Source organism: Streptomyces sp. NBC_01506 (genome assembly GCF_045040295.1).
Lineage (GTDB): Bacteria > Actinomycetota > Actinomycetes > Streptomycetales > Streptomycetaceae > Streptomyces.
Genome location: NZ_CP109422.1, coordinates 6274471 through 6292343, shown reverse-complemented (window position 1 = coordinate 6292343; position 17873 = coordinate 6274471). Strand labels below are relative to the sequence as shown.

The 17873-nt window shown below is 70.0% G+C and carries 18 protein-coding genes; 9 read left to right on the top strand and 9 right to left on the bottom strand.

The genetic code is table 11. The annotated features are described in order from the left end of the window. The first annotated feature begins 132 nt into the window (after window positions 1–132). Both OG329_RS27975 and OG329_RS27970 read left to right on the top strand, forming a co-directional pair. A complete protein-coding gene (locus OG329_RS27975; RefSeq protein WP_405799063.1) occupies window positions 133–672 on the top strand; it encodes a VOC family protein in 540 nt (179 codons plus the stop codon). Beyond that, window positions 665–1495, top strand: coding sequence for a MerR family transcriptional regulator (locus OG329_RS27970; RefSeq protein WP_405799061.1), 831 nt, complete (start codon window positions 665–667; stop codon window positions 1493–1495). Before OG329_RS27975 ends, OG329_RS27970 begins: the two co-directional genes overlap by 8 nt. A 27-nt stretch (window positions 1496–1522) precedes the next feature. Here OG329_RS27970 and OG329_RS27965 read toward each other — a convergent pair whose 3' ends face one another. Then, entirely contained in the window at window positions 1523–2752 is a 1230-nt protein-coding gene (locus OG329_RS27965; protein ID WP_405802059.1) for an ROK family protein, read from the bottom strand. A 158-nt stretch (window positions 2753–2910) separates the two neighbouring features. On the opposite strand from OG329_RS27965, the gene OG329_RS27960 reads away from it, so the two are divergent. Together OG329_RS27960 and OG329_RS27955 are read left to right on the top strand one after the other, a co-directional pair. Further along, window positions 2911–4011 carry a Gfo/Idh/MocA family oxidoreductase gene (locus OG329_RS27960; RefSeq protein WP_405799060.1) on the top strand — a complete coding sequence of 367 codons (1101 nt, stop codon included), beginning with the start codon at window positions 2911–2913 and terminating at the stop codon, window positions 4009–4011. After that, window positions 4008–4511, top strand: coding sequence for a heme-degrading domain-containing protein (locus OG329_RS27955; protein WP_405799059.1), 504 nt, complete (start codon window positions 4008–4010; stop codon window positions 4509–4511). Before OG329_RS27960 ends, OG329_RS27955 begins: the two co-directional genes overlap by 4 nt. A gap of 7 nt (window positions 4512–4518) precedes the next feature. Here OG329_RS27955 and OG329_RS27950 read toward each other — a convergent pair whose 3' ends face one another. The 5 genes from OG329_RS27950 to OG329_RS27930 all read right to left on the bottom strand — a co-directional run bounded on the left by OG329_RS27950 (window position 4519) and on the right by OG329_RS27930 (window position 8037). Next, entirely contained in the window at window positions 4519–5124 is a 606-nt protein-coding gene (locus OG329_RS27950; protein WP_405799057.1) for a disulfide bond formation protein DsbA, read from the bottom strand. Between the two features lie 56 nt (window positions 5125–5180). Next, window positions 5181–6038 carry a fumarylacetoacetate hydrolase family protein gene (locus OG329_RS27945; RefSeq protein ID WP_405799056.1) on the bottom strand — a complete coding sequence of 286 codons (858 nt, stop codon included), beginning with the start codon at window positions 6036–6038 and terminating at the stop codon, window positions 5181–5183. Window positions 6039–6211: 173 nt separating this feature from the next. Beyond that, window positions 6212–6976 (bottom strand): YidC/Oxa1 family membrane protein insertase, encoded by a 765-nt coding sequence (locus OG329_RS27940; protein ID WP_405799054.1) that lies wholly within the window; start codon window positions 6974–6976, stop codon window positions 6212–6214. Window positions 6977–7092: 116 nt separating this feature from the next. After that, entirely contained in the window at window positions 7093–7425 is a 333-nt protein-coding gene (locus tag OG329_RS27935) for a DUF6412 domain-containing protein (RefSeq protein ID WP_405799052.1), read from the bottom strand. A gap of 81 nt (window positions 7426–7506) precedes the next feature. Next, window positions 7507–8037: a winged helix-turn-helix transcriptional regulator gene (locus tag OG329_RS27930; protein WP_405799050.1), complete on the bottom strand. Its 531-nt coding sequence runs from the start codon at window positions 8035–8037 to the stop codon at window positions 7507–7509. Window positions 8038–8141: 104 nt separating this feature from the next. On the opposite strand from OG329_RS27930, the gene OG329_RS27925 reads away from it, so the two are divergent. From OG329_RS27925 to OG329_RS27905, 5 genes are all read left to right on the top strand, one after another. Next, window positions 8142–9548, top strand: a complete 1407-nt coding sequence (locus OG329_RS27925) for an MFS transporter (protein WP_405799048.1) — start codon at window positions 8142–8144, stop codon at window positions 9546–9548. A gap of 89 nt (window positions 9549–9637) precedes the next feature. Next, complete coding sequence (locus OG329_RS27920; protein WP_405799047.1) at window positions 9638–10636, top strand: SEC-C metal-binding domain-containing protein; 999 nt, start codon at window positions 9638–9640, stop codon at window positions 10634–10636. 28 nt (window positions 10637–10664) lie between these two features. Then, window positions 10665–11117: a very short patch repair endonuclease gene (locus OG329_RS27915; RefSeq protein WP_405799046.1), complete on the top strand. Its 453-nt coding sequence runs from the start codon at window positions 10665–10667 to the stop codon at window positions 11115–11117. After that, window positions 11114–12085 (top strand): DNA cytosine methyltransferase, encoded by a 972-nt coding sequence (locus tag OG329_RS27910; protein ID WP_405799045.1) that lies wholly within the window; start codon window positions 11114–11116, stop codon window positions 12083–12085. The genes OG329_RS27915 and OG329_RS27910 overlap by 4 nt, the downstream gene beginning before the upstream one ends. A gap of 163 nt (window positions 12086–12248) precedes the next feature. Beyond that, a complete protein-coding gene (locus tag OG329_RS27905) occupies window positions 12249–13286 on the top strand; it encodes a DNA cytosine methyltransferase (protein WP_405799044.1) in 1038 nt (345 codons plus the stop codon). Window positions 13287–13314: 28 nt separating this feature from the next. Here OG329_RS27905 and OG329_RS27900 read toward each other — a convergent pair whose 3' ends face one another. The 3 genes from OG329_RS27900 to OG329_RS27890 are packed head-to-tail and all read right to left on the bottom strand — an operon-like array spanning window position 13315 to window position 17284. Next, on the bottom strand, window positions 13315–14202 hold the full coding sequence (locus OG329_RS27900; protein WP_405799042.1) for a DUF6339 family protein: 888 nt from the start codon (window positions 14200–14202) through the stop codon (window positions 13315–13317). Next, window positions 14199–15176 (bottom strand): hypothetical protein, encoded by a 978-nt coding sequence (locus OG329_RS27895; RefSeq protein ID WP_405799041.1) that lies wholly within the window; start codon window positions 15174–15176, stop codon window positions 14199–14201. Before OG329_RS27895 ends, OG329_RS27900 begins: the two co-directional genes overlap by 4 nt. Continuing rightward, the gene (locus OG329_RS27890; protein ID WP_405799040.1) at window positions 15173–17284 is read right to left on the bottom strand and encodes a helix-turn-helix domain-containing protein; all 2112 of its coding nucleotides are present in this window, start codon (window positions 17282–17284) and stop codon (window positions 15173–15175) included. Before OG329_RS27890 ends, OG329_RS27895 begins: the two co-directional genes overlap by 4 nt. Window positions 17285–17873: the final 589 nt, after the last annotated feature.

Here is a 17873-nt window from a genome sequence, read left to right as displayed (position 1 = left end):
GTGACGCCACGTCCGCCCATAGTCCGAAAATCTCATGAATACGCCCCAACGGCCCCGTCCGTCCCCGCCGTACAGCGCGATTCCCGAATCCGGCTTGACCCTCACGTCGCGTGAGGCTGGAGGGTGAGGTGCGTGACCGACTACTACAACGCGTTCGAGACGAGTCCCGTACCCGCTCCCGGCCCGGACGCGGCTGCGCCCGAGCTGTTCCGCGGCATCTACGGCATGCCGGCGTTCGTGACGATCCCCACGAGCGATCTGGCGGCGTCCGTGGACTTCTGGATCCGTGGGCTCGGGTTCTTCGAACTGTTCAGCATCCCCGGCCAGTTGGTGCATCTGCGGCGGTGGGCGTTCCAGGACGTACTCCTCGTCCCGGCGGCGAGCGCCCCGAAGGAGCCACCGGCGATGAGCGTCAGTTTCGCGTGCGTGCTCAGCCAGGTCGATTCCCTGGTCGAGGACTGCCGGGCGCTGCGCCCGGACTCGGTCGACGGTCCACGGGACACCCCCTGGAACACCCGCGACGTGGCGGTGATCACCCCCGAGAACGCACGGATCGTCTTCACCGCGGCGAAGCCCTTCGATCCGGCCAGTGAGGAGGCACGGAATCTTGCGGCCGTCGGGATCACCCCACCGGACGACGTCGGCCACGGCGACAATGAGACGCATGCCTGATGCCACCGAGGCCACAGACGCCACTGTCGCCACTGCCGCCGATGGCCTGACCGTCGGCCAGGTCTCGGCGCGGCTGGGCGTGACAGTCCGGGCGCTGCACCACTGGGACGAGATCGGTCTCGCGCGACCGTCGCTGCGCACAACTGCCGGATACCGGCTCTACACCGCCGGTGATCTGGAACGCCTGCACCGCATCGTCATCTACCGTGAGATCGGCCTCGGCCTGGACCGGATCCGGGCCGTCCTGGATGACCCGGCCACGGACGTGCCCGCCGCGTTGCGTGCGCAGCGCACCCAGGTCGCCGAACGGATCGACCGGCTTCGGCAGCTCAGTGCCGGGCTGGACCGGATGATCGACGCCCACGAGCGCGGCTTGCTGCTGACCGCCGAGCAGCAGGCCGCGGTCTTCGGCCCCCGGTGGAACCCGGACTGGCCCGCCCAAGCCCGTCAGCGCTACGGAGACACGACGCAATGGCAGCAGTACGCCGAGCGCTCGGCCTCCCGCGGTCCGGCGGAATGGCAGGACATCTCCGACGCCGTGGCCGGTCTCGACCGCGCCCTCGGCGACGCGATGGACGCCGGTGTCACACCCGGTAGCCCGGAAGCGAATCAACTCGTCGAGAGACACCGCGAAGTCTTCGCTTCGTACTTTCCCCTCACCCGGCACATGCAGGTCTGTCTCGGTCGCAAGTACGAGGCCGATCCGGGATTCGCCACCCACTACAACAGCATCCGCACCGGCCTTGCCTCGTGGTTCCGTCGCATCATCGACGCCAGTGCGCACGCCCACGGCATCGACCCCGACACCGCGACCTGGCAGTAGAGCACGGGTCCGCAAGCCCGCACCGGACTAGCGGGCAGCCGCCTCCGGCCCTCCTGGCCCCCGCCCTCGCCCGAAGACCCGCGCGTGGCCGAACACGGGCGCCAGTACGAGTTGCGCCGCGCCCTCGGCGACGGGATGCGCACCGCCGTCGGCCATGGTCACCGGTACGACGGGACCACGCGCGCGCTCCGTCAGTACGGCTCCGACTCCCGTGACGAAGCGTTCCGCCGCGGCGGCGACCGTGCGGCCACCGAGCAGCACCCGGTCGATGTCCAGCAGCCCGACGAGATTCGCCGCCCCGGCGCCCAGCACCCGCGCGGCCTCAGCCAGGTCGCCGCGCGCGACGGCCGCCATGCACAGCGCCTCGATGCAGCCGCGGTTCCCGCAGTCGCACGGCGGCCCGTCGAGCTGGATGACCTGGTGCCCGAACTCGCCCGCGCCGGTGCGGTCGCCCCGGTAGAGGGCACCGCCGAGTACGAGGCCGGCGCCCAGCCCCGTACCGAGGTGGAGATACGCGAACGAGTCGCCGGGTCCGCGCAGCGCCAGGCCGAGGGCGGCGGCGTTGGTGTCCTTGTCCAGGACGACGGGCAGGCCGAGGCGGGCGGCGAGCGCGTCGCGCAGCGGGAAGCCGTCCCACCGGGGGAAGCCGGTGACGCGCCCGAGCACTCCGGCGGTGTGGTCGAGCGGGCCGGGCAGGGCGACACCGACGCCCAGCAGCCGGCCGGGGCCCGCCGTGCCGGGGGTCGCCGTGCCGGGGGGCTCCGCACCGGGGATCGCCATGCCGGAGCCTGTCGCGCCGGGGCCCGCCGCGCGGAGCCGCGCCGCCGCCCGTACCGCCTCCACCTGCCCGGCCGCGGTCTCGACCACCTCGGCCGCCGCCGCGCCCAGGTCGAAAGGCGCCGTACGGACCGCGACCGGTGTGCCCGCCAGGTCGACCACGACGGCTGTCAGTTCGTCGCGGTCCAGATGCAGGCCCACGGCGTGGGCGGCGGAGGGGACCAGGCGCAGCACCGTCCGGGGTTTGCCGCCGGTGGACGCCCGTTGGCCGGCGCCGGCCGCCAGGCCCTCGGTGCGGAGCCTGGCCGTGATCTTGCTGACCGCCTGGGGGGTGAGGCCGGTGGATTCGGCGAGTTCGAGGCGGCTGATGCCGCCTTTCCCCGCCGTACGGAGCAGGTCGAGGACCAGCGCGGAGTTGTGGCTGCGCAGGGAGGGCAGATTCGCACCGGCGTGCGGGCTCGGGTGCGCGCCGGAACGGATGCCCGCCGACGCGCCCCCGTCCCCGTCCCCGTCCACCTCCCCGTCCACCTCCCCGTCCACCTCCACGCGCGCACCTCTGTCTCTGTCGCCGCTGTCACCCACGCTGTCATTGTCCCGCACGCTTGCACTATGGCAACACCGTTGCTTAAGTGGAAGCCATGACTGGCACCGGTACCCCTCTGCGCGTCGCACTCGTGGGCTACGGCCTCGCGGGCTCCGTCTTCCACGCCCCGCTGATCTCCGCGACCGAGGACCTGGTCCTCGACACGGTCGTCACCTCGAACCCGGAGCGCCAGGCACAGGCGCGCGTCGAGTTCCCCGACGTCCGCTTCGCCGCGTCGCCGGACGAACTCTGGTCGCGGGACGACGAGTTGGACCTGGTCGTGATCGCGTCGCCGAACAGGACGCATGTCCCGATCGCGACGGCCGCGCTCAAGGCGGGCCTGCCGGTCGTCGTGGACAAGCCGATCGCCGGCACCGCCGCCGAGGCGCGCGGCCTCGCCGCTCTCGCCGAGGAGCGCGGCCTGCTGCTCTCCGTCTTCCAGAACCGCCGCTGGGACAACGACTTCCTCACCCTGGCCCGCCTCGTCGCGGGCGGCGAGCTGGGCGACGTACAGCGCTTCGAATCGCGTTTCGAGCGGTGGCGGCCACAGACGAAGGGCGGCTGGCGCGAGTCGGGAGCGCCGGAAGAGATCGGAGGGCTGCTGTACGACCTGGGCAGCCATGTCGTGGACCAGGCGCTGGTCCTGTTCGGTCCGGCGGCGCTGGTGTACGCGGAGTCCGACGTACGCAGGCCCGGTGCCGCGGCCGACGACGACACGTTCATCGCGCTCACGCACACCGGTGGTGTGCGCTCGCACCTGTACGTCAGCGCCACCACGGCCCAACTCGGCCCGCGCTTCAGGGTGCTGGGCTCGAAGGCGGGCTATGTGAAGTACGGCCTGGATCCCCAGGAGGCCGACCTGCGCGGCGGTAAGCGGCCCAACACCCCTGAGTGGGACGGTAATTGGGGTGTGGAGCCCGAGTCGCTGTGGGGCCGTATCGGGGCCGGCGAGTCCCCGGCGACGGGTGGCGGCCACCCGGTGGAGAGCACGCCCGGCGACTATCCGGCGTTCTACGCGGGTGTCGCGCGAGCGCTGCGCGACGGTACGGCGCCGCCGGTGACCGCGCACGAGGCGGCTTCGGCGCTGGACGTCCTGGAAGCGGCGCGCCGCTCCGCCCGCGAGGGCGTCGCGGTCGCGATCGGGGCCTCGTCATGACGGCGGCCCAGGGCACGCCCCCGCCGACGGTGGCCGAACTGGAGGCGCAGGAGGCCCGGTTGGTCCTGCCGCACTTCACGTACGACGACGCCTGGGCGCTCGGCAGCCTGCTGGTGGAGCTGTCGCGCGAGCGCGAGGCACCGGTCGCGATCGACATCCGCCGGGGCTCTCAGCAGTTGTTCCACTGCGCGCTGCCAGGGTCGTCGGCGGACAACGACGCCTGGATCGACCGCAAACGGCGGGTGGTTGAGCGCTACGGCGCGAGTTCGTTCCTGGTCGGTACGCGCTTTCGCGCCAAGGGCGGCACGTTCGAGGACTCCTCGCGTCTGGACCCGGACCGGTACGCGGCCCATGGCGGCTCGTTCCCGATCACGGTGGAGGGGGCGGGAGTTGTCGGTACCGTGACGGTCTCGGGCCTTCCGCAGGAGGCGGACCACGCGCTGGTGGTGCGGGCTCTGGAGCGGACGCTGGAGCGGATGTCTTCCGGCCCTCGGGACTGACGTACCGTCAGGTCTTGATCTCGCGGAAGCCCGGCACGCTCGCGACGAGGAGTGTCCCCTCCCACAGCCGCAACGCGTCGTCGGGCCCCGGCGTCTCGGTGACGACAGGGCCGAAGAACGCGTGCCGGGCGCCGGAGGGGTGGGTGACGGCGAGGATCGGCGTACCCACCTCCCCGACGACGAGGCTCATCGCTTCGGCGTGCGAGGCGCGCAGCGCCGCGTCGTGGTCGGTGGACAGGCCCTCCTCGGCCAGTGCCGCGGGCAGCTCCGCGGCGCTCAGGGCCTCGGCGATGTCGCCCATCCACTCACGGCACCCGCCGTCATCGGCGGTCCACAGGGCGTCGTAGAACCTCCCGAGCGCCGCGTACCCGTGCGCCGCCCGGATCGCGACGCAGACGCGGGCGGGGATCCAGAGGTAGCCCTCCTCGTCGCCCTCGGGGTCGACGTCCTTGCCCTCGTTCAGCACCGAGAGGCTCATCACACGCCAGTGGATGTCGATCGGGCGCTGTTCGGCGACGGCGACGAGCCACGACGCGGTGATCCGGCTGAGCGGGCAGGCGGGGTCGAACCAGAAGTCGACGGTGTGTCGTTCCGTGACGGTGACCGTGACCATCGCAGTGCTCCCTCTCGTCGGCCCGTCCCCGCCAAACCCTTTCACGGACAGGGCGGTTACGCGTCCTTGAGTTGCTGCCGCTGCCGCCCCAGCCCCTCGATCCCCAGCTCGACCACGTCGCCGGCCCGCAGATACGGCTTCGGCTCCGGCTGCCCGAGCGCGACGCCCGCCGGCGTTCCGGTGTTGATGACGTCGCCCGGGTAGAGCGTCATGAACTGGCTGACGTAGCGCACCACTTCGGCCACCGGGAAGATCTGCTCGGCCGTCGTCCCGTTCTGCTTCCGTTCCCCGTTGACGGACAGCTCGAGCGACAGCGCCTGCGGGTCGGGCACCTCGTCGGCGGTCACGAGCCACGGGCCGAGCGGGTTGAACGTCTCGCAGTTCTTGCCCTTGTCCCACTGGCCGCCGCGCTCGTTCTGGAACTCGCGCTCGGAGACGTCGTGGGAGACGGCGTAGCCCGCGACATGCGTCAGGGCCTCCGCCGCGGAGTCCAGATAGCGGGCGGTGCGGCCGATGACGACGGCCAGCTCCACCTCCCAGTCCGTCTTCACGCTCTTGCGCGGTACGAGGACGGTGTCGTCCGGGCCGACCACCGTGTCCGGGGCCTTGAAGAAGATGATCGGCTCGGTCGGGATGTCCGCGCCCGTCTCGCGCGCGTGGTCGTAGTAGTTCAGCCCGATGCACACGATCTTGCCGATCCGGCCGACCGGCGGTCCGGTGCGCAGTCCGGCGGAGTCGATGACGGGCAGCTCGCCCGACGCGGCGGCGGACCGTACCCGCTCCAGCGCGGCCTCGTCGGCGAGCAGCGCGCCGTCGATGTCCGTGACCAGGGCGGACAGATCCCTGAGGGTTCCGTCCTGGTCGAGCAGCGCGGGGCGCTCCGCACCCGCCGTACCGACACGCAGCAGCTTCATGGTCTGTTCTCCCTGTGGTCGAGCGGGGCACCGCCGACGGGTCGCGGCCATCGGCGGACCGGCCGATCCTCCAAGACATCGGATCACTCCGCAAGACCCCGTTCACACCCTGGACCGGGCCGCGGCGCCTTCCCTGCCGCGCGTCGGCGGTCCCTGCCGCGCTTCGGCGGCCGTTACACCGCGGAGGCCAGCGCCCCCGTCGCCGGGACGTCCCGGTACAGGAAGTACCGTTCGACGGCGGTCCATGTGGTGCTTGTCACGACGTACAGCGCGGCGGCCAGCGGCACCACCCCCACCGTCATGAGCGTCGCGAAGGACAGCAGCGGCATCACCTTGGTCATGGCCCCCATCCCGGGCATCCGCTGCCCGTCCGCCCCGGCCGTGGATGTCGGCATGGCGGCCATCATCCGCTTCGTACGCCGGTAGTTGAAGGTGGCGACGGCCACGACGATCGCGAAGAGCACGACGTACACCAGGCCCGCTCCCCCGAAGATCCCGCCGTCCGCGAGCGCGTCCTTCCAGCGGTGGCCGAGCGGCGCGGCGCCGAGGGAGTGGCCGAGCAGTTCGTTCGGCTTGCCGCCGATCTCCTGGCTCGAGAACAGGTGGTACATCAGGAAGAACGCGGGGATCTGGAGCAGGCTGGGCAGGCAGCCCGCGAGCGGTGAGACCTTCTCCTTCTTGTGCAGCTCCATGATCGCCTTCTGGAGGCGTTCGGGGTTCTTGGAGTGCTTCTTGCGCAGCGCGGCGAGCTGCGGCGCGAGCTTGGTACGGGCCTTCTGGCCGCGGGCCGCCGCCCGGGAGAGCGGGTGTACGGCGAGCCGTACACAGGCGGTGAACAGGATGATCGCCACGGCGGTCGCACCGCCCTGGAAGAGCGGCTGGAGCAGGTCGGCGAAGTAGCCGACCAGGGAGGCGAAGCCGGACAGGAAGACGGACATGGGTGAGCCCTCCGGGGGGTCTCGTCGTGCCGGACGGAAGGCGCGGCACCGCTGGTGCGGCACGGCGCGGCTCGGCATGACGACCCACGTGGGGCCGGATCGCTGAGGAGGTGGCCCTACGCGGTCGTCAGGACGGGACGACCGGGGGCTCGGGGCCTGGTGCGGCCCCGTGCGTCGGGATCTCGCTGCGGCAGGAAGGCTGTTCGCTGCTCGCGGTCGCGGATCGCCGTACGGACCCGGGTGGGCGGTACGGCGGGGGCGCACCGGGCCGAGATGACGGCGGAGGTGGCGAACGCGGTGGAGGCCGCGGCGGTGGCGGCGAGGGCGACGGCGGCGGAGAGGCTGCCGGCGTCGACGAGCAGGATCTGGGCGAGGCCGAAGATCAGGAAGAGGACCGGGGCGGCGGAACGGGGCAGCCGCGTGGCGCGTCGTGCGGCGCGTCGGATCATGCCCTGCCCTCTCCCGGTGTCGTACGACTCGGCTTACTCGGCCTACTCGCTCTGTCCAGAGCCTTCCAGGCCCTCCAGCCGTTATACACGATCCGTTTCGAGAGGCTGAAGCAGCCGTCGGGGAGCGAGCAGCGCCCGCCCCACCGGATCCTGCGGTTCCGGATCGAGGCCGGGCCCCGGCCGCATCGCCACGTCGCGCGGCGGTACGGCCATGCCGCAGGCCGGGCACTCGCCGTACGAGCCCAGCTCGGTCCCGCAGACGGTGTGTGTGAACACGCGCAGCGGGGGCCCGCCTTCGATGTGCTCACGGCCCCAGAGGCCGAGGGAGCGCAGGACGGGCCACAGCGCGATGCCGCGCTCGGTCAGGACGTACTCGTCGCGCGGCGGCGACTGCTGATAGCGCCGCTTCTGAAGGACGCCGGCCTGCTCGAGGCTCTTGAGGCGGGTGGCGAGGACGGCGCGGGGCATGCCGAGATGGCTGAGGAAGTCGTTGTAGCGGCGCACTCCGTAGAAGGCGTCGCGTACGACGAGCAGCGTCCAGCGCTCGCCGACGACCTCCAGCGCGCTGGCGATCGAGCACTGCTGGGTGGAGTAGTGCTTGCCGAGAGCCATGGCCTCACCTTAACAAAATCCAGGTTCAATGAACGAACTCACCATGCTACGGTCGGACCGCCTCGTGAGTTCATTCACCGAACCTTGAAGGGTGGCACCTCGCCATGTCCTCAACACCCGTGGCCGCGAGCCCCGCCGACTCCCCTGGCCGCGCTTCCCACGGCCCCGGCGGCGCCGCGGCCACGCTCGCCGTCACCAGCGCGGCCACGACCGTCGCGCTCATGAACTACACCGCCCCGATCCCCGCGCTCCCCGACCTGACCGCCGACTTCGGCACCGCGATATCCGCCCAGGCATGGCTCCTGAACGGCGCCCCGCTCGGCCTCGCGGCCCTCCTGCTGGTCGCGGGCAGCCTCGCCGACGACTACGGCCGGCGCAGACTCTTCCTCGCGGGCACCCTCGGCCTCGCGCTCACCAACGCACTGGGCGCGCTGGCCGGCTCCACCCTCACCTTCACCCTCGCGCGGATCGCGCAGGGCGCCTCCAGCGCGGCGATCATCGCCAGCAGCCTGGGCCTGCTCGTGCACGCGTTCCCGGCCGGGCCGGGGCGGATCAGGGCCACCGGCGTCTGGGGAGCGTTCGTCAGCGCGGGAATCGCCACCGGGCCGCTGCTCGCCGGGGCGCTGGGTACGTACGGCTGGCAGCAGCCGTACGCCGTACTCGCCACGGCCTCCCTCGTCATCGCCGTCCTCGCCTTCCGCACGCTCGACGAATCCCGCGCCCCGCGCCGCGGTCGCCCCGACCTGGCGGGCGCGGTCGTGCTCGGCGCGGCCATGACCGCGCTGCTGAGCGCGCTGACGCTGGGCCGCGACGGGTGGCTGCGTACGCCCGTCGTCCTGCTGCTGGTGGCCGCCGCCGTACTGGCCGGGGTCTTCGCCGCCGTGGAGCGGCGCGTCGGCGCACCGCTGATCGATCCGGCGCTGGTGGGCCGACGGCCCTTCCAGGCGGCCACGTCGGGCGCGCTGTTCACGGGGGTGGCGGTGATCGGGCTGTTCAGCTACCTGCCCACGCTGCTCCAGCGCACGCTCGGCATCTCCCCGATGGGCGCCGCGTCGCTGTTCCTGCTCTGGTCGGGCACCGCGTTCCTGGTCGCCTTCCAGGCCCGGCGCCTCGCGGGCCGCGTGACCACCCGCCACCAACTCGTCCTGGGCTTCGCCCTGCACGCGGCGGGAATCCTGTCGATGCTGGGCGCGGTGGGCGCGAACTCGTGGGGGCGGCTGGTGCCGGGACTGCTCGTCGCGGGCGTGGGCAGCGGCCTGCTGAACACCGCGCTGCCCCGCCTGTCGGTCGAATCCGTCCCGCAGGAACGCGCGGCGATGGGCTCGGGCGCGAACAACACGGCCCGGTACACCGGCTCGTCGGCCGGAGTCGCGCTGATGATCGCGGTGGTGACATCGGCGGACACCCCGCAGTACGGCACGGACCTGGCGATCCTGGTGTCGGCGGGGGTGACGGTGCTGGGGGCGGCGCTGGTGCTGGCGCTACGGGACGCCCCGAGGACGCGCCCCTGAACGAAGGGCCCCCGCTCCCTCCTCCCCCTCCCCGCCCGGTCTCCGAAGGCCCTCCGCCCCGAACGGCGTACGGCAGTACGGTGTGGACCATGCGCCCCGACATCCCTGCCGACCACACCACTGAAGCCGAGCGCCTGCTGCGCACAGCGGCCCAGTACCCCGAGGACCGCGAGCCCCTGCTGCTCCAGGCCGCCGCCCACCTGGAACTGGCCGGCGCCCGCGACCGCGCCACCGGCCTCTACGACGACCTCCTCACCGGCGCCCCGGACCACCCCCACCTGGTGAAGGCGCTGAAGGCCGCGAACCTGTGGGAGTACGGCCACGAGGCCGAGGCCCGCGCGATCATCGACGGCCTGCGCATCGCCGAACCGCTGGAGCCCGCGCCGTGGGAGATCGTGGCTCAGACGCTGGAGGCCCACGACGAACTCGAAGCGGCCCACGACTCCTACACAACGGCCCTCAACCTGCTCCTGACCCCGGGCGAGGAAGTCCCGTACTCCGCCGGCTCTCTCCTCCTCGGCCGCCACCGCCTGCGCCGCCTGCTGGGCCTGGAGCACGACGACTGGGACGCCCTCGGCGACCAGGTGAACAAGACGTCGGTCCCCCTCGACGAACTCCACGACCCCAAACGCCTCTGGGCCCTCGGCTCCGACAACCCGGCCGAACTCCAGGCCGAGATCGCCCGCCTGCGCGCCGAACTGGGCTCGTACCGCTCGGCCCTCTCCCGCCCGTTCCCGGTCGCGGTCCTGCACTGGCCGGCGGCGGAACTGGACGAACTCCTCGCGGCGTACCCGAACCTGCGCACCGAGTACCCCTCCCGCGAGACCCACCTCGCCCAACTGGAGTCCTCCCTGCGCGAACTGGCCACCACGGGCACCCCGAACCTGGGCATCGTGACGGGCACGGTCCCCTCCTACGAGGCCTTCGCCGCCTCCGAAGCCGCCTCCCCCGCGGACCCCAACCTGCTCCCCCAATACGCCACCACCCTGGCCGCCCGCGGCCGCGCCACCGCCTGGCCCCCGGCCCGCAACGCTTCCTGCTGGTGCGGCTCGGGCAAGCCGTACAGGGACTGCCACGGGGCGGGTTAGGGGGCGGGAACGGATCAGGTCCGCGGTCATGAACACAGCGAAGCCCTCATCAGCCGGCGTCTCGGCCCGGATGAGCCGTCAGGCTCGCCGGGACACCGCACCCGAGGTGGCGGTCCGCAAGCTGCTGCACGCCTCCGGCCACCGATACCGGGTCAACGCGCGCGTTCCCGACATGCCTCGCCGGACCGTCGACATCATGTTCACCAAGGCCAAGGTCGCCGTCTTCCTCGACGGTTGCTTCTGGCACGGTTGTCCCCTCCACGCGACACAACCCAAGGCGAACGCCGAATGGTGGCGCGAGAAGCTGGACAAGAACATCGCCCGGGACAAGGAGACTTCGGCCCATCTGGAAGCGGCGGGCTGGACGGTTCTGCGGTTCTGGGAGCACGAGACACCGGAACAGATCTCGGCAGAGGTGGCGGCAAACGTGGCCCGCATCAAGTCCCGACAAGCCCGACGACCCGAGGACGGAAACCCGTGAAGAAGCTGCGTTCCCTGGATGTGTGCGCCGGAGCGGGTGGCTTGGCACTCGGGCTCGAACAGGCCGGATTCGAGCCGGTGTTGCTGATCGACAAGAAGTCCGTCGCGTGCGAGTCACTACGACTGAACAGACCTTCCTGGCAAGTCCTGGAAACGGACCTCCTGGACTTCGACCCGGTGAATCACCAGCAGTGCTACGACGTCGACCTCCTCTCGGCCGGTCTGCCCAGAGTGAAGTCGACCGCAACGCGCGGACGGACGACCGACGGCGACGAGGAGGTACGTCTCCTGGAGGCCACCATCTACCTCGTACACGCAGTACAACCGAGGGCGCTCCTGATCGAGAACGTTCCCGGGCTGGCCGGCGCGCCCGAGTTCGCCGAGTTCCGCGACTTCGCCCACAAGGAGCTCGTCCATCTCGGATACACCTTCAACTGGTTCGTACTCAACGCCGCCGACTTCGGAGTCCCGCAGGATCGCAAGCAAGGTGTGTTGGTCGCGATGAAGAGGGACGGCTCGCGCGACTACCGACCGCCCGAGGCCACTGTGAGTCGCCATGTAAGCGTGGGCCAGGCCCTGCACGCCTCGATGTCCGCCCGTGGTTGGACCGACGCCGACGACTGGGCCGCGTCGGCCGACGTCGTGGCCCCGACCGTCGTGGGGGGCTCCGAGAAGCGTGGAGGCGCTGATGTGGGCCCGACCGGAACCAAACGTGCTTGGGCCCGGATGGGAATCAACGGCGGCGCTTTCAGCGAAGAGGTACCCGGCCCCGACGGAGTCCAGGAGTCGGACACGTCCGGCTCCCCGCTCAAGAAACTCACCGTGGCACAGACCGCCGTCCTGCAATCCTTCCCGGCAGGTTGGCAGTTCGCCGGCGGCAAGACCGCCCGCTACCGGCAGATCGGCCACGCCTCGCCGCCACCCGTGGGGCACGCTCTGGGGATGTCCATCGCCGAGGCCTTGATCTGACGCGCGGGTCCCGAGAGGTGATCGAGTCTGCACGTGGCCCACTCCCTGGCGGTGGCACCGGCCGGGCGCGGGTATCCTGTCCGACGGCGATCTTCGTGGATCGGGCACGCCGACCGACCACGTGACGTCTGCCCAACAGCTACTTCGACAGCCTGGAGATCATGTGCGTGCCGTCGAAATCGTGGATCTGTTCGCAGGTCCGGGCGGACTGGACGTGGCCGCGAGGGACCTGGGGCTGACGGTCAACGGCATTGAATGGGATGACAACGCGTACGCCACACGCCAGGCCGCAGGCCTCGCCGGGCCTCAAGGTGATGTGCGGGAATACGGCCCTGCGCATTTTCCGAACGCCACGGTTCTCGCAGGTGGTCCACCCTGTCAGACCTTCACCGTGGCGGGCACCGGTGCCGGACGTAGGGCGCTGGACACAGTCCTGAAGTTCGTCCGGCGAATGGCCGGCGACGACGACGTCACCGCTGATCTGGCCGAATTGGACGACGAACGCACGGGCTTGGTGCTGCAACCGCTCCGATGGGCGCTTGAGGCCAAGAAGGCCAACAAACCGTATGACGTGATCGTGCTGGAACAGGTGCCGTCCGTACTGCCGGTTTGGGATGCCTACGCCGAGGTGCTCAGAGAACGTGGCTATTCGGTAACTCTCGACGTGCTACGTGCGGAGGAGTACGGCGTTCCTCAGACCCGTCGTCGCGCCATTCTGATCGCACGCCGGAACGGCGTCGCCAAGCTGCCTGATCCGACCCATCAGCCCTACCGCAAGGGAACAAGGCCGGCCCCGCGTCACCCAGGTCGTCCGGATCCGTGGGTGGACATGCGTCAGACACTGGATCGGACAGAACCGTTCGTCGTCGTCTCCAACTACGGCACGGGTGGTGACCCAAAGGAACGCGGCCGACGGAGCTGGGACGAGCCCTCGGCAACAGTGACCGGGAAAATCTCCCGGAACCGTGTGATGACGCTCGACGAATCGCGGGAGTTGCCCCGATTCACCCACTCCGAGGCAGGACTCCTTCAGACGTTTCCACGCGACTATCCGTGGAGCGGCAAAGACATCGCGCAGCAGATCGGCAACGCCATCCCACCACTTCTTGCCAAGCGCGTCCTTGAGGCCGCACTGGGCCTTTCGAAGCCGTCCCCCTCCGAGGCCGAGCCCGGCATGCTGGACTTCGTCGTCGCTCGTTGAGCCACAGACTGCCGGTCGGTCCGCAGGGTCACCCTTCGGCCGGTGCGGTCCTCCCCCGTACCGGAGCGTCCTGGAACAGTTCACGGAAACGTTCGGCGAGCGTATCCACAGCCAGTTCCGGGACCGGGTCGTCGGCCGGTCCGTCCGGCAGGTGCCGTCGAGACACCACCTGCGCGGAGTCGGCTCCGGCGACCCATGCCTCCAGAGCGTCGCCGTACCAGTCGTCGTCCTCCGCCAGAACGTCGTAGAGCAGCGTGCCGGCCGCCGCGTTCGCCACGGTGGCGAGCGCGTTCACCTCACGGCCTGTGCGGGCGACGCCGTTCTCCACCAGTCGGATCATCGCCTGAGCGGTGGGGCGATGATCGATGATGTCGAGGCGCAGGAGCGTGTTGAGTACGTCCTGGTTGCCGCAGGCCACCACCGCCGGGGCGTAGTCGGCACCGTTCCTGAACAGCTCCGCCGCCCACCAGAGGCGGGAGAACGCCTGGGTGTAGTGGGCCCCGCGGAAGCGGCTCGCCGACACCATCGGTGGGAGCCCGTCCTTGCCCTTGTGCGGCAGGTGACGCCACACCAGGTAGTCCGGGGCGACGGCAAGGGCGAGGTGATTCCACATCCCCTCGTCGGCGGCCTCCCTACGGGTCAGTCGGAGAGTCGCGTGCAGCCGAGGCGCGAGCCAGGCGTCGGCCCTGGTGCGCTCGTCGGCCGGGTAGAGGTGCATCACGTCGTCGATCAGGTCCCGCACCGGCTCGACACGTAGGCGAACGTCGTCGTCGGGCAACGACGTCACCTGGCGGCCCAGTTCGATGTACGGCGGATTCTCGCGGCCGGACCGGACACCCATGCCGATGTGCTTGACCGCATTGATGTCGGAGAGCAGAGCCAACCGGTCCGGGAGCGGTTCGGGCTTGTCGGTCATGCCTTGCTCGCCTTCTGGGACGCGTCGAGTACACGGATTGCGGTGCTGAGGTTCCTGGCCACCTTGGCGCGGCGACCCGCCGCGTAACTGATGCGCGGTTGCAGCTCGTTCCAACCGGAGGACTCCAGGCGCCTGGCGTGGATCTCACTCAAGGCGTCGATTCCGGACATTCCGGGGAGCACGTCGGAAAGCATCACGCGGAGTACGGCATCACGCCAGCCGCCCGGCCATTCGGGATTGCCCTCGTCGTCCAACTCCAGGTCGCTGACGGCGGAGTGGAACACCGCTGTCCAGGTGTCGGTGGCGATCTGGGTGGCGAGCATGTCCCTGACGGCCCGCTCCGCAGGGCTTCCGCCGGAGTTGAGCAGCTCGGAAACGCCTTCGAATCCGGTGTTGAGGTGCACGGTCGGGAGGTCGCCCGACGTCTCCACGATCCACGGGGCGTCCTTGAAGGGGCGGAGCCACTCCTCGGCGCCGGTGGCGAAGTCGACCTCGTTGATCTGGAGTTCCCTGCGCCGTACGGGCGTTCGGGCCATGAGGTCGACGACCCAGTTCTCCTCGGACCCACCGATGATCCGCCCCGGTACGCCGTCGACCGTAGCCACGACCGACACGGCCAGCTCGGCCTGGCTCCGATGCGCGGCCCGCCACAGCCTGATCCGCCCCGTCCACTCCCCGTCGGCGCCGCCACGAGGATGAAGAACCGCCGTGGTACGTGCGTTGGTCGCCTTCTCCGTCAGGACGAGAACCACGGACACGTCCTGCCAGGGCCCCTCTCCGAGCTCCTTCACCGGGAGGGTGGCGACAACGCTGATCCTCGCGTACTTCCAGTCGTCCCTTTCCACCTGGTGAAGTGCGACCACGCGCTCGTCCCCGGAGAACACCGACGTGTGGAGGTCCTTCTGGTCCTGCTTCACGGCCGTCACTCGCAGGACGACCTCACCGGCCAGCGTCCGGTAGGGAAAGACCTTCACGCCGGGGCACCTTTCGTCTTCTGGAGGTCGACGATCAGCCCGGCCAGCGCCGCACGGACCGGATGGGTGGACGCGTCGGTGGTTGCGGTGAAGGTCGCGCTGCGCGCGCCGGCCTTGAAGCGCAGCGCGCCGTCCACGAACTCGCAGTTGGCACCGGCGACGACCCGTGACCAGCCGACCGTCGGCCGACCACCGGATCTGACGTCGAATCGGGCAACGGGGTTCATGACCCAAGGATCCTGACGCAGAGGCAGCTTGACCTCGGCGTCGATCTGCCAGGCACCTGCTTCGTCCACGAACGCGTCCACGTCGAGAATCGTGGGGAAGCCGCCGCCCCGGGCGGCGGCCGGCGGGGCCCCGTCCAGCCCCAACAGGTCTCGCAGTGCCTTCGGGCCACCCTCGCTCCGCTCCTTGCGTTGTCCGACGAGTTCTCGCACCGCGTTGTTCGCGGCCCTGGTGAACTCGGAGATCCGCCGGTGTGCGGTGGGTGAGTAAGTGGCACGCAGCTCCTCGGTCTGTGCCCACTTGTTGTGCTCGGGAGGTTCGGACGCCCGGAGGAACGCCTCGGCCCGATCGGCCTCGACGGCGTCCCCGCCGGCCGCGTGCCCGGCCAACAGCACCGCCTGGAACGAGTTGGTGCCCAGAGGAAGATCGGGGACGCGTGCGGATCGCACCTTCATCCGGCTGCCCCGCATGGTGACCATGTGGTTGGGCTTGCCCTCGTCCGCGTCCTCGGCGGCTGTCACCAGAAGCACCGCCTCATGCTCGGCGGCCTTGCCACGGCCCCTCACGGCAGGGACCTTGAGAGGCACCTTGGCCATGGCGACCTGACCGGTCTCGGTGAGTTCGTCGACGGTCCGACCGTCGAAATACGCCTTGAGCGCCCGGGTTCGTGAAGGCTGCACGAGTTGGGGATCGACGCGCTGCTCCTTCATGACGACGACGCCGTTGCGCAACGTGCGTACCGAGGCCTCCAGCAGCGGCGAGGTGGTCTCGCCGGAGGTCATCGCGGCCCAGAAGTTGTTCGCGAGTGCGATCAGGAGCTTCTTGTGCATCGCCTGGACCGACTCCTCCTCGTCGCCCTCGTCACCCGTCGTCGACTCGTTGATCCCGCTCGCGACGTCGTGGGCCCCGACGACGAGGAAGGAGGTGCCCGGCTCGTCGTTCTCACGGGTGAGGTACAGACGCTCGACCGTTTCCTCGTCGGCCCACCAGGATCGCGCCACGTTCTCGCTGCCCGGCACCGTGTCGGGCTCACCGAACCAGGCGGGGCCAGCGCAGGCCTTACCGTCCACCACGCGCCACGGCAGGTCGAGACGTCCGATCAGCCGACGTTCGGTACGGCCTTCGTGCGCAACGGACAAGGTGGAATTGATGAGCACCAGGCCCAACCTGCTGGTGGCCCAGAGTGTGGCCTTGCCGAGTCCGTACGAGCCGCCGGCCCCGTCGTCCGACTTGTTGCTGTCGAGTTGACGTCGGACGACGGCGGCGAAGCGGCCGTCGTCGTAGTCATCGCCGGTGAGGCCCGACGCGTTGTAGTCGTCGACCCGCAACAGCACCAGCCGGTCCCGCTCGTTCATGTCCCGCAGACCTTCGGCGATGACCCTCCCCACCTTCTGCTCCTGGGCGGCGGCGGCTTCGTAGTGCGGTCGGAGGTAGGCCCAGCCGATCGACTCCCTGAAGCGCGCGAGGGGTTCGCCGCTCAGCTCGTGCAACGTGTAGCGAACGCGAACCGGTCGCGTACGGTCAAGACGCTCGTCCAGGCTGTTCTGGGTCGCTTCGCGTGCCAGCACCTCGACATCTGCCTCGAAGGCGAACGCGGCGGCGTTGCCGAAGTCTCGTCCGCCGTCGGTGTATGCCGGTCGGTGGTACCAGGAGACGGGGCGCCCGGTCACGGTGTCCGTGGTGCGGGTGTGGACGGTTCCGGTGTCGGTACCGATGGCCTCCGCGATGCGGCGCATCATGTCCTCGCGCGGCACCGCCCTGCCGGTGATCCACGCGGAGACGGCCGCGCGAGTCAGGCCGACGCGCTGCCCGAGCTCCGCCTGACTGATGCCCTGCCGCCGTAGCTGCCGCGCGAGCCAGGGACCGAAGTCCTCTCCGTCCACGTCACACCACTCCTCAGCTCAGGTTCTGCACATGCTGTGAGGTTCACTCTACACTGTTATTTGACACACTCCAGCTCCGACAATATTGATTGACACGCACACCTTCAGTCGAGACGGTTCCCTCGGTTCAGATTTTTCGCCCAGGGATAACAACCCATACGCGAATTACGTCCATGATGACCGTCTTGCCCGAATGTGGAATCCCGCTCAGAGGGCGAGAGATCGACCCGTTCACTCGAACGAGCGTCAACGGGTGGGGAGTTGACGGATGGGGAATCGCAATCTAACGTCGTGGCACAGCCGAATACCGGCAGCCGAGAAACCCTCGAATCGCTGCCCTCTACTTGCTGTGCCCAACAACAGAAGACTCCTCTCGCCGCCCACAACGTGACGAGCGGAACCGACCTGCTCGAAAAGTCTTCAATTCGACTCGGGAGAACCGCCCTCATAAGAGGTGGAGCCCAGTTGCGCTCGGTTCCATCTCTCCTCCAGGCCCGTACCTCATGGGAGCTCCTTCCCTACGGGTGCACTCGGCCGCTCCATAGACGTGCCATCGCTTCACCCTGCCCGAAAACATAGAGAACGGGGC